This window comes from Novosphingobium resinovorum, assembly GCF_036352595.1.
Classification (GTDB): Bacteria; Pseudomonadota; Alphaproteobacteria; order Sphingomonadales; family Sphingomonadaceae; genus Novosphingobium; species Novosphingobium resinovorum_B.
Genome location: NZ_JAZFAX010000009.1, coordinates 178,985 through 188,983 on the forward strand (window position 1 = coordinate 178,985; position 9,999 = coordinate 188,983).

A 9,999-nucleotide genomic window follows, 5' to 3' on the forward strand; every position below is an offset into this window, starting at 1 on the left:
ATCAGGATGACCTTACGCACGGCACTGGCCGCCACCTCGATACTGGCCACCGCCCTCACCCTCGCGGCACCGGCGCAAGCCGACGTACCCCGGCTGGAGACCAAGGGCGACACGAAGCAGCTGATCGTCGGCGGCAAGCCCGTGCTGATGATCGCGGGCGAACTGAGCAATTCGGCCTCGTCCAGCGCGGACTACATGGCGCCGCACTGGAAGCGCCTGAAGGACATGAACCTCGACACCGTGATTACCCCGGTGTCGTGGGAACTGATCGAGCCGGTCGAGGGCCAGTTCGACTGGTCCTCGGTCGATTCGCAGATCAAGGCCGCGCGCGCCAACAACCTCAAGCTGGTGGTGCTGTGGTTCGGGGCGTGGAAGAACTCCATGTCCACTTACGTCCCCGCATGGGTCAAGCGCGACCAGCAGCGCTTCCCGCGCGCGGCGATGCCCAACGGCCAGAGCGTCGAAATTCTCTCCACCTTCGGCGGCGACACCCTGCAGGCCGACCAGCGCGCCTATGCCGCGCTGCTGGCGCACATCAAGGCGGTGGACGCCGCGCAGAACACCGTGCTGATGGTGCAGGTCGAGAACGAGATCGGCATGCTTCCCGTCGCACGCGACTACAGCGCGGCAGCCAACGCCGCCTTCCGCGAACCGGTGCCGTCCGACCTCGTCAACTATCTCGTCGCGCACAAGGACACGCTGGTCCCAGCCATGAAGCGCGTGTGGGTGGAGCGCGGCGCGCGCACCAGCGGCACCTGGGAAGACCTGTTCGGCGCGGGCGACACCTCCGCCGAGATCTTCGCCGCCTGGCACTACGCCCGCTTCGCGGACCAGCTTACGGCGGCAGGCAAGGCCGCCTACCCGCTGCCGATGTACGTCAATGTCGCGCTCAACCGGCCGGGCCGAATTCCCGGCGAGTACCCCAGCGGCGGCCCGCTGCCGCACCTGCTCGACGTCTGGAAGGCAGGCGCCCCGCACCTCGATTTCCTGGCGCCGGACATCTACTTCCCGAACTTCGTGGACATCGTGAACGGCTACAAGCGGCCGGACAACGTGCTGTTCATTCCCGAAGCGCATAACTCCGACAATCCGATCGCCCCGGCCAATGCGTTCTACGCCATCGGCCAGCTCGACGCGATCGGCTTCGGCCCGTTCTCGATCGACTCGGTCGACGAGAACCCCGGCGCGCTCAAGGATGCCTACGGCGTGCTGCAGCAGCTCAAGCCCTATATCCTCGACGCTCAGGGCACCGATCGCATGGTCGGCTTCAAGCCGCGCCAGCTCTACGACGAAACCCTCGTCACCGAGCCGGAAACACGCGACGTCGGGCCCTATCGCTTCACCATCAGCTATGTCGATGCCCCCAAGCCGGGCGCGAATCCCGGGGCGGAGGAGCGGAAAGCCGCCAATGCCGCCATCGCGGCGGCGGGCGGCATCATCATCCAGACCGGTCCCGAGGAATACCTGATCGCGGGTCAAGGCATCACCGTGACCTTCAAGCCGCGCGCCGACGGCGGTGCCCTCGCCGGCATCGATTCGGCGTGGGAAGGCCACTATGACGCCGCCGGAAAATGGGTGGCCGGCCGCCTGCTCAACGGCGACCAGACCCATCAGGGCCGCCATATCCGGCTGTTCCCGGGCCAGTGGCAGATCCAGCGGGTGAAGCTCTACACCTACAAGTAAAGATAACGCTATCATTGTTCTTGACGGCATCCGGTCGCAGGAATATGGAAAAATGATAGCGCTAGCAACGCCAGCGCATCCTGCGAGCCCCGAGCAAAGGGCAGCAGACGCATGGGAGGGAGTTCAGATATTATGACACGCAATTTCGTGACCGTTCGCGCCGTTCTGCTGGGAGCCGCCGCGCTCACCCCGTTCGTCGGTTCCGCCGCCCGGGCGCAGGACGCTGCAACTGTAGCAGCGCAGGCTCAGGCCACCGACTCGACCGTGGACGATACCGGCGCTTCGGCCGAAGACATCATCGTCACCGGTATTCGCGGCTCGCTGCAGAGCGCGACCAACGCCAAGCGCGACGCGGTGAGCTTCGGCGACAGCATCTTCGCCGAGGACATCGGCAAGCTGCCCGCCACCAACCTCGCCGAAACGCTGAACCGCATGCCCGGCGTGCGCCTCAACCGCGACATCAACGGCGAAGGCACCCAGGTCGCCATCCGCGGCCTCGGCCCCAGCTTCACGCGCGTGCTGCTGAACGGCTCGCAGCTGCAGGTGGCGTCGGACGGCGGCACCAACGGCGGCAGCGCCAACCGCGAAGTCGACCTCGACTTCTTCCCCTCGGAACTGTTCACCCGCCTCGACCTTGCCAAGAGCCCGTCGCCCTCGACGCTCGAAGGCGGCATCGCCGGTACCGTGAACCTGCGTAACGCGCGGCCCTTCGACAAGGAAGGCACCCACGTCACCGTCGTGGCACAGGGCCAGTACACCGACACCAACGACAAGTTCAGCCCGCGCGGCGCCCTCGTCGCCAGCCACACCACCGACACCTTCGGCATCCTCGTCGGCGTTGCCGGCGTGAAGACCAAGACCCGCGTGAAGGGCTTCGAGTCCGTTGGCTGGACCGACGGCAACCTGTCCTGCGGCACCGACTGCACCGACGAAGGCGGCAACAACTTCTCGTGGGCCTCGGTCGTTCCCGCCAACGCGGGCCACGGCCTGACCGCCGGCGATCCCGTAGACGTGGTGGCCACCTCGGGCCTGACCGCCGACCAGCTCAGCACCGCGCTGATCCCGCGCCTCGGCCGCCAGAGCCTGACCGAAGGCACCCGCTCGCGCGTGTCCGCCCTCGCCTCGCTCGAATGGCGCCCCAGCGACGAGCTGCACTTCGCGCTCGACGGCCTCTGGGCCAAGTCGCAGCGCAACTACAGCAAGGTCAACATGAACTGGCAGGTCCGCAACTCGGGCCCCGGCACCAGCGCGCAGTCGACCGGCGGCATGATCCCGATCGACCTGACCGTGGATGACAACAACGTCGTCACCAGCGGCACGTTCGCCAACTCGTCGTTCTTCCTCGAAGCCAGCCTGTTCAAGCAGACGACCAAGTTCTGGAACATCAACCCGAGCGTGACCTGGCAGCCGACCGACGATCTCAAGATCGAGGCGAGCGCGAACTATTCGAAGAGCAGCTTCTTCCGCGAACAGCCGACCTGGGCCTTCCAGACCACTCCGCAGTCGGGCGTCGACGTCTATTACGACAACACGAGCGGTTCCTATCCATCGATCACCAGCAACATCGACCTGAACGATCCGGACAGCGGCACCTGGCAGTGGTATCGCCAGAACATCCAGCTCGTTCGCCGCAAGACCGAGACCAAGGGCGCGCACCTTGACGTCACGTACGGCGACGACATGTTCAACGTGAAGGTCGGCGCGGCCTATGACCGGGCGACCCGCTCGATCCGCGCCTACGACAACAGCACCGCCTATCAGCTGTCCGTCTGCGGCACCGGTTGCACCGGCGACACCGGCTCGATCACCACCGGCGAAATCTCGCAGTACCTGAAGAGTTCGTCGGTCGCCGGCTTCATCGTGCCGAATTTCGACGCGATCAAGGCGGCCACCAACTACGCCAGCTACCGCGACAGCGCGCCTGAAACGCGCGGTGCCGTGACCGGCGGCGCGACGGGCGACATGGACGAAGAGGTCATGGGCGCCTACTTCGAACTGAACGGCGTGACCACGATCGCCGGCCGCGACCTGCACATCAACACCGGCATGCGCTATGCGCACACCAACCAGGTCGTCACCGGTCCGAGCCAGGTCGGCACCGCGATCATCGATATCACCTCGAAGTCGAAGTACGAGAACTTCCTGCCGTCGATCAACCTGACCTACGACCTGGCGAACAACATCAAGCTGCGCGCATCGGCGTCGCGCACGATGACCCGCCCGGATGCCGGCCAGATCCTGCCGGGCATTACCTTCTCCGATCCCTCGGCGCTGACGGCAACGGCGGGCAACCCGGACCTGAAGCCCTACACCTCCGACAACTACGATATCGGTGGTGAACTCTACACCGGCGGCATCGGCTACATCGGCCTGTCGGCGTTCATGAAGAACATCCAGGGCTTCACCGTCACCACCTCGGACGAAGTCACCTTCGGCTCGCTCAACATTCCGTACGACAGCCTGCTCTCGACCCAGCAGAACGCCCTGACCGACCGCTCGGCCGCCACCGGCGTCGCGATCAACGACCTCGCGATCACGGTCAACCGCCCGGTCAACCTGAGCGACCTGAAGATCAAGGGTCTGGAAGCCACCTGGGTCCAGCCGCTCGACTTCCTGGTCAAGGGCCTCGGCTTCTCGGCCAACGGCACGTACCTGAAGCAGTCCTCGTCCTCGGGCCTCGTCGCCACCGGCGTGTCGAAGTACTCGTACAACCTTCAGGGCTTCTACGAGAACAACGGCCTGTCGATCAGCGTGAACTATGTCTGGAACGACAAGTCGATCGCCGTGAATAAGCCGCAGAACGGCATCGCCAATGCTTCGCTGCGCAACGACGCACGCGGTCAGCTGGACATGTCGGCGGGCTATCAGCTGCCGTTCCTCAACGACGGCGTACGCCTGACGCTGGACGTGCTGAACATCACCAACGAAGTGATCCGCACGACCTTCGAATACTCGAACGCCGCCTATTCGGTCTACAAGCCGGGCCGGCAGGTACTGGCCGGCATCAGGGCCAACTTCTGATTTCCTCCCAACCCCACCCACTGGAGCCGGCCTTTGTGCCGGCTCTTTCTTTTTCGGGATACTTCGTTTTCATGGCGAACATGCTGCGCCTTGCCTCTCTGACCGCTGCCCTCGCGCTCGCGGCGCCCCTTCCCGCCGTGGCCGCTCCCGCAGCCACGCAATGCCCGTGGGTCGGCGTCTGGGGCTCCTCGCAAATGCCGGTTACCGGTGACGACCGCCTTCCCGAAGCAGCGCGCCGCGACGTCACCCTGCGCCAGATCGTGCGCCCCTCGATTCCCGGGAACGAACTGCGCATCCGTTTCTCGAACGCTTTCGGCGATACGCCGCTGGTGATCGAGAGCGCGACGCTGGCCAGAGCGATCGGCCCGGCGGCGCCCGCGATCGACGCGAAATCGCTGGTGCCGCTGCGCTTCGAAGGCAAGGCCCGCGTGGTCATCCCGCCGGGTGCAGACTGGCTTTCCGATCCAGTTTCCACCCCCGCCGCCGCGCTTGGCGACCTTGCCATATCGCTGCACCTCGCCGCGCTGCCTGAAAAGCAGACCGGCCACCCCGGCTCGCGCGCGACCTCGTGGTGGGTCGGCGGCGATCACGCGGCCGAGGCCACCCTCGCCGCCGCAACCGGCACCGATCACTGGTACATGCTGTCGGGCATCGAAGTGCGCGCCTGCAACACCGGCACGGTCATCGCGCTCGGGGATTCGATCACTGACGGGCGCGGCTCCACCACCAACGGCAACGATCGCTGGACCGACGTGCTGGCCCGCCGCCTCTCCGGCAAGCGCGCCGTGGTGAACCAGGGTATCGGCGGCAACCGCGTGCTGCTCGACGGTACCGGCCCGAACGCGGTGGCGCGCTTCGATCGCGACGTGCTCTCGGTCCCCGGCGTCACCCACTTGATCGTACTGGAGGGGATCAACGACATCGGCATGCTCACGCGAGACGCGCCGGCCACGCCCGAGGCCCATGCCGCACTGGTCGCGCAAGTGACCGGCGCTTACGCCCAGATCGTCGCGCGCGCGCATGCACGCGGCATCACGGTCTACGGCGGCACCCTGCTGCCGTTCATGGGCATGGAGTACTACCACCCCGCCGCCGCCAGCGAGGCCGACCGGCAGGCGATCAACGCCTGGATCCGGACCCCCGGCCACTTCGACGCGGTGATCGACTTCGACGCGGTGATGCGCGATCCCGCGCGCCCCGATCATCTCAATCCGGCCTACGACGGGGGTGACGCGATCCATCCCAACCCGGCCGGCTACAAGGCCATGGGCGAGGCCGTTTCCTTACAACTGCTGAAATGAGGAAGGGGCGCCGATCGGGCGCCCCTTTTTCGTTTTACCGCCGGATCATCGGGTCGATCGTCCTGATCGTCCCGTCGGCATTGTAGTGCAGTTCGGTCACCTTCACGTTGCGCAGGCGGGTCTGCCCCGAAAGCTGCGTGTCGGCATAGAACAGCCACCAGCGCCCGTCCCACTGCACGATCGAGTGATGCGTGGTCCACCCCTCGACCGGCTCGAGGATGCGGCCCTTGTAGGTGAACGGGCCATAGGGGGAATCGCCGATCCCGTAGGCGAGGAAATGCGTGTCGCCGGTCGAGTAGCTGAAGTAGTACTTGCCCTTGTACTTGTGCATCCACGAAGCTTCGAAGAAGCGCCGGTCGTGGTCGCCGCCCAGCAGCAGCTTGCCCTTCTCGTCCACGATGCGCAGTTCACGCGGGGCTTCTGCGAATTCGAGCATGTCGTCGCTCATGCGCGCGACACGGGGCAGGAGCGCCGGCTTGTCGTCCGCCTGCAGGTCGGTCTTCGAGCCGTTGGAATCGTACTTGCCACCGACATTGCGCTGAAGCTGGCCGCCCCAGATGCCGCCGAAGTACATGTAGCTCTTGCCGTCGTCGTCGGTGAACACCGCCGGATCGATCGAATAGCTGCCCTTGATCGGCTCCGGCTGCGCCTTGAACGGGCCGGTAGGGCTATTCGAGGTGGCGACGCCGATGCGGAAGGCGCCCGCCTTGTCCTTGGCCGGGAAGTACAGGTAGTAAGTACCATCGCGGAAGGCCGCGTCGGGCGCCCACATCTGCTTCTCGGCCCAGGGCACGTCCTTGACGTCGAGCGCGACGGGCCCAAGCGTCACCGGGCCGCCGATCTTGTCCATCGACAGGATGCGATAGTCGCGCATCTCGAAATGGCTGCCCAGGTCGTCCTCGGGCGTCGGCCCGTCGATGTCGTGGCTGGGGTAGACGTAGATCTTGCCGTTCCACACATGCGCGGACGGGTCGGCGGTGTAGATCTCGCTCACCAGCGGCTGCGAGAGGTACTTCGACTTGTCCGGTGCCGCGGACTGTGAAGGATCCGCCGCCGGGCTGTTCCCGGTACATCCGGCAAGCGCATATGCCACTGCAAGCAGGGGCAAAAATGGGGTCTTCCTAGGCACGTCAATCTCCCGGCACTGCTGTTTTCGCAATTAGATAGCGCTATCATACAGTGCCCGGAGCACGCAAGAGGCGTTCCGGCCAACGCCATGCGCATAAATCTCAACGCCAGGCTCCGGCGCTTCTGGCGATACGATCGACGGGCGTTCAAGATGCTGCGAGGAGGCGATGCTGCATCACGCGTCCATCCGCCCCAGCAGATCGATCAACATCGGGCGCAGCCGACGGATTTCCTCCCGATGTGTTGCGCTGAGCGTTTCCAGCATCCGATGCGCCTGTGGTGTCAGCGACAGGACCGTCTGCCGCTTGTCGAGCGGTGATGGCTCGCGCCGCACCAGGTCCAGACCGACCATTCGGTCCACGAGGCCGGTGGCGCTATGCGGCTTCAGGATAAGTCGCTCGGCGACATGTCCGACCGTTGCCGTTCCCGGCGCAGTTGCGCGGATCACCAGCAAGGCCTGATGCTGCTGCGGGGTCAGGCCGCACTGAGCCGCCTGGGCTTCGCTGAAGGCCTGGAATTGACGCAGCGAAAACCGGAAATCGGCAAGGGCAAGGTAATCCGCGTCTGTCAGTGTGCTGGCCATAGGCTCACTCCGGTTCCGGAGCCCATCATGTCAATCCTTGAAATATATCGTACTGCGATATATTGGCCCGGACACTTCCAGCGATCGCCGAGCCTTCCTGCATGATTCCCTATTCATCATCTCCCTCCCGCCGCCCCCTTGCCGATCACAGCGCCGATCGCCGCATGCTGATGCTGGCCGTTGCCTCTCTGGTGGTCGGCAGTGGCGGCGCGGCAGGAGCCTGGGTGCTGTTGAAGGCGATCGCCGTTGCGACGAACCTGTTCTGGTTCGGACGGCTTTCGGCAGCGCCTTCGCAGATCACCGACAACGCGCTGGGAGCCTGGCTTGTCGCCGTGCCGGTGATCGGGAGCCTGATCGTCGGGCTGATGGCACGCTACGGGTCGGACAAGATCCGTGGCCATGGCATTCCCGAAGCGATCGAGGCGATCCTGTATGGCGAAAGCCGGTTGTCTCCCAAGGTCGCCTTGCTGAAACCCCTGTCGTCGGCGATCTCCATCGGCAGCGGCGGGCCGTTCGGTGCGGAGGGGCCGATCATCATGACCGGCGGAGCGATCGGATCGCTGTTCGCGCAGGCGTTCCACCTCAGCGCGGCCGAACGCAAGACCCTGCTCGTCGCAGGTGCGGCCGCCGGAATGACCGCGATCTTCGGAACGCCCATGGCAGCGATCCTGCTGGCAATCGAGGTGCTGCTATTCGAATGGAAGCCGCGCAGCTTCGTGCCCGTCGTCGTCGCGGTGCTGGTCTCCTGGCTATGGCGCCCGCTGCTGATAGAGGTCGGTCCGTTGTTTCCGGTGCATCACGCGATCATGCTGACAAGCGGGCATGTCGCGCTGGCCGTGGCGGTGGGCGCCCTGGCCGGAGCGCAGGCGTCGCTGCTTTCCGGCACGCTCTACAAGATCGAGGACGTGTTCGCCCGTCTGCCGGTCCATTGGATGTGGTGGCCCGCCCTTGGCGGGGTGGTGGTCGGTCTGGGCGGTCTCGTCGATGCCCATGTCCTGGGCGCGGGATACGATAGCATCCGGGGCCTGCTCGACGGGTCGTTGGCGATGCGGGCGGTGCTGGCGCTGCTGGTGGTCAAGGCGGTGGTGTGGCTGATCGCCCTCGGCTCCGGGACGTCCGGCGGTGTCCTCGCGCCGCTGTTGCTGCTGGGAGGGGCCTTGGGTTTCGTGCTTGGCCAGTATCTTCCCGGAGGCGGTGCGTTGTGGGCACTGGCCGGCATGGCGGGGATATTGAGCGGCGCGATGCGCGCGCCGCTGACGGCGGCCCTGTTCGCGATCGAACTTACCGGCGATTTCGCGATGCTGCCCCTTACCCTGGGCGCATCGGTGGGGGCCTATGCCGTCAGCGTGCTGGTGATGCGCCGCTCGATCCTGACCGAGAAGATCGCACGGCGTGGGCGGCATATTCTGCAGGAATACACCGTCGATGCCTTCGACTTCCTGCAGGCTTCCCAGATCATGACGCCCCGACCCGATGTCCTGCCCGGTTCCATGACCATGGCCCAGGCACTTGCCTTCTTCACGGCCGGCGCGCGCCATCGCAGCTATCCCGTGACGACGCAAGACGGTTCCCTGGCGGGACTGGTTTCCCGCGCCGACGCCCTGCGCTGGCAGGTCGAAGGGGTATCCCCGGACGCGACACTTGCGGACAGCCTGTCGGACGCGTCGCAGCCTTACGGGCTGCCGCACGATCCGCTCTGCCGGATCGCGGACCTCATGGTCGAGACAGGTATCGGCCGCATCCCGATCGTCGATCCCGCAACACACCGGGTCATCGGTATCCTGACGCGGCAGGACTTGCTCAAGGTGCGCCACCTGCATCACGACATCGAGACGAGACGCACCCGGCGGTAAGCACCGCCTGTTCGCCCGAACTTTAAGACAGGTTACTGAAAGCCCCGTTCCGCAGGATTTCAAAGATCAGGCAGTGCCATTCTCCGACACGAACGACGTCTCGTCCCGGCGATGACCCTGCCGGCCATGGAGCGTGCCGCGATGCTGGTGCGATACGCCAGCTTTCCAAGTCGGCGCGGTCCGCTTTCGGCGCTGCGCCCTTCGCCGACAACAAGGGTCTGGTCGGCGGCCGCCGCGCTTCATCGCGATGCCCCGCATCATGAACGCCACTGGCGTCAGCACGACTGGGGCCAGCGCCATGCGCTAGCACTACTTTGGCAGAAGTTTGAAATGCGTGACTGATAGGCTCCCACCGCAATGAGGGCATTGGTCTGGCGGAGGTCTTGATATTCGGTCAATGATGGCCTGTCGGATGGCGGGCATGCTCGGC

General features: G+C 65.5%; 7 protein-coding genes. 5 read left to right on the plus strand and 2 right to left on the minus strand.

Features of this window, described 5'->3' with window-relative positions; translation table 11 throughout:
* Positions 1-6: 6 nt before the first annotated feature.
* From V2S85_RS11350 to V2S85_RS11360, 3 genes are all read left to right on the plus strand, one after another.
* Entirely contained in the window at positions 7-1,683 is a 1,677-nt protein-coding gene (locus tag V2S85_RS11350; RefSeq protein ID WP_330702966.1) for a DUF5597 domain-containing protein, read from the plus strand.
* Positions 1,684-1,815: 132 nt separating this feature from the next.
* A complete protein-coding gene (locus V2S85_RS11355; RefSeq protein ID WP_330702967.1) occupies positions 1,816-4,704 on the plus strand; it encodes a TonB-dependent receptor in 2,889 nt (962 codons plus the stop codon).
* Between the two features lie 80 nt (positions 4,705-4,784).
* The gene (locus tag V2S85_RS11360) at positions 4,785-6,005 is read left to right on the plus strand and encodes an SGNH/GDSL hydrolase family protein (RefSeq protein WP_330702980.1); all 1,221 of its coding nucleotides are present in this window, start codon (positions 4,785-4,787) and stop codon (positions 6,003-6,005) included.
* Positions 6,006-6,039: 34 nt separating this feature from the next.
* On the opposite strand, the gene V2S85_RS11365 is transcribed toward V2S85_RS11360, so the two are convergent.
* Both V2S85_RS11365 and V2S85_RS11370 read right to left on the minus strand, forming a co-directional pair.
* Positions 6,040-7,113 (minus strand): glycoside hydrolase family 43 protein, encoded by a 1,074-nt coding sequence (locus tag V2S85_RS11365; RefSeq protein ID WP_330702968.1) that lies wholly within the window; start codon positions 7,111-7,113, stop codon positions 6,040-6,042.
* A 195-nt stretch (positions 7,114-7,308) separates the two neighbouring features.
* Positions 7,309-7,716, minus strand: coding sequence for a MarR family winged helix-turn-helix transcriptional regulator (locus V2S85_RS11370; RefSeq protein ID WP_330702969.1), 408 nt, complete (start codon positions 7,714-7,716; stop codon positions 7,309-7,311).
* 164 nt (positions 7,717-7,880) lie between these two features.
* On the opposite strand from V2S85_RS11370, the gene V2S85_RS11375 reads away from it, so the two are divergent.
* Complete coding sequence (locus tag V2S85_RS11375) at positions 7,881-9,569, plus strand: chloride channel protein (protein ID WP_330702970.1); 1,689 nt, start codon at positions 7,881-7,883, stop codon at positions 9,567-9,569.
* A 111-nt stretch (positions 9,570-9,680) separates the two neighbouring features.
* Positions 9,681-9,911 carry a hypothetical protein gene (locus V2S85_RS11380; RefSeq protein ID WP_330702971.1) on the plus strand — a complete coding sequence of 77 codons (231 nt, stop codon included), beginning with the start codon at positions 9,681-9,683 and terminating at the stop codon, positions 9,909-9,911.
* Positions 9,912-9,999: the final 88 nt, after the last annotated feature.

What these genes read in the sequence shown, in the direction of transcription:
- V2S85_RS11350 (WP_330702966.1), top strand. Translation starts at nt 7, where the DNA reads ATGACCTTACGCACGGCACTGGCCGCCACCTCGATACTGGCCACCGCC.
- V2S85_RS11355 (WP_330702967.1), top strand. Translation starts at nt 1,816, where the DNA reads ATGACACGCAATTTCGTGACCGTTCGCGCCGTTCTGCTGGGAGCCGCC.
- V2S85_RS11360 (WP_330702980.1), top strand. Translation starts at nt 4,785, where the DNA reads ATGCTGCGCCTTGCCTCTCTGACCGCTGCCCTCGCGCTCGCGGCGCCC.
- V2S85_RS11370 (WP_330702969.1), bottom strand. Translation starts at nt 7,716, where the DNA reads ATGGCCAGCACACTGACAGACGCGGATTACCTTGCCCTTGCCGATTTC.
- V2S85_RS11375 (WP_330702970.1), top strand. Translation starts at nt 7,881, where the DNA reads ATGCTGATGCTGGCCGTTGCCTCTCTGGTGGTCGGCAGTGGCGGCGCG.
- V2S85_RS11380 (WP_330702971.1), top strand. Translation starts at nt 9,681, where the DNA reads ATGACCCTGCCGGCCATGGAGCGTGCCGCGATGCTGGTGCGATACGCC.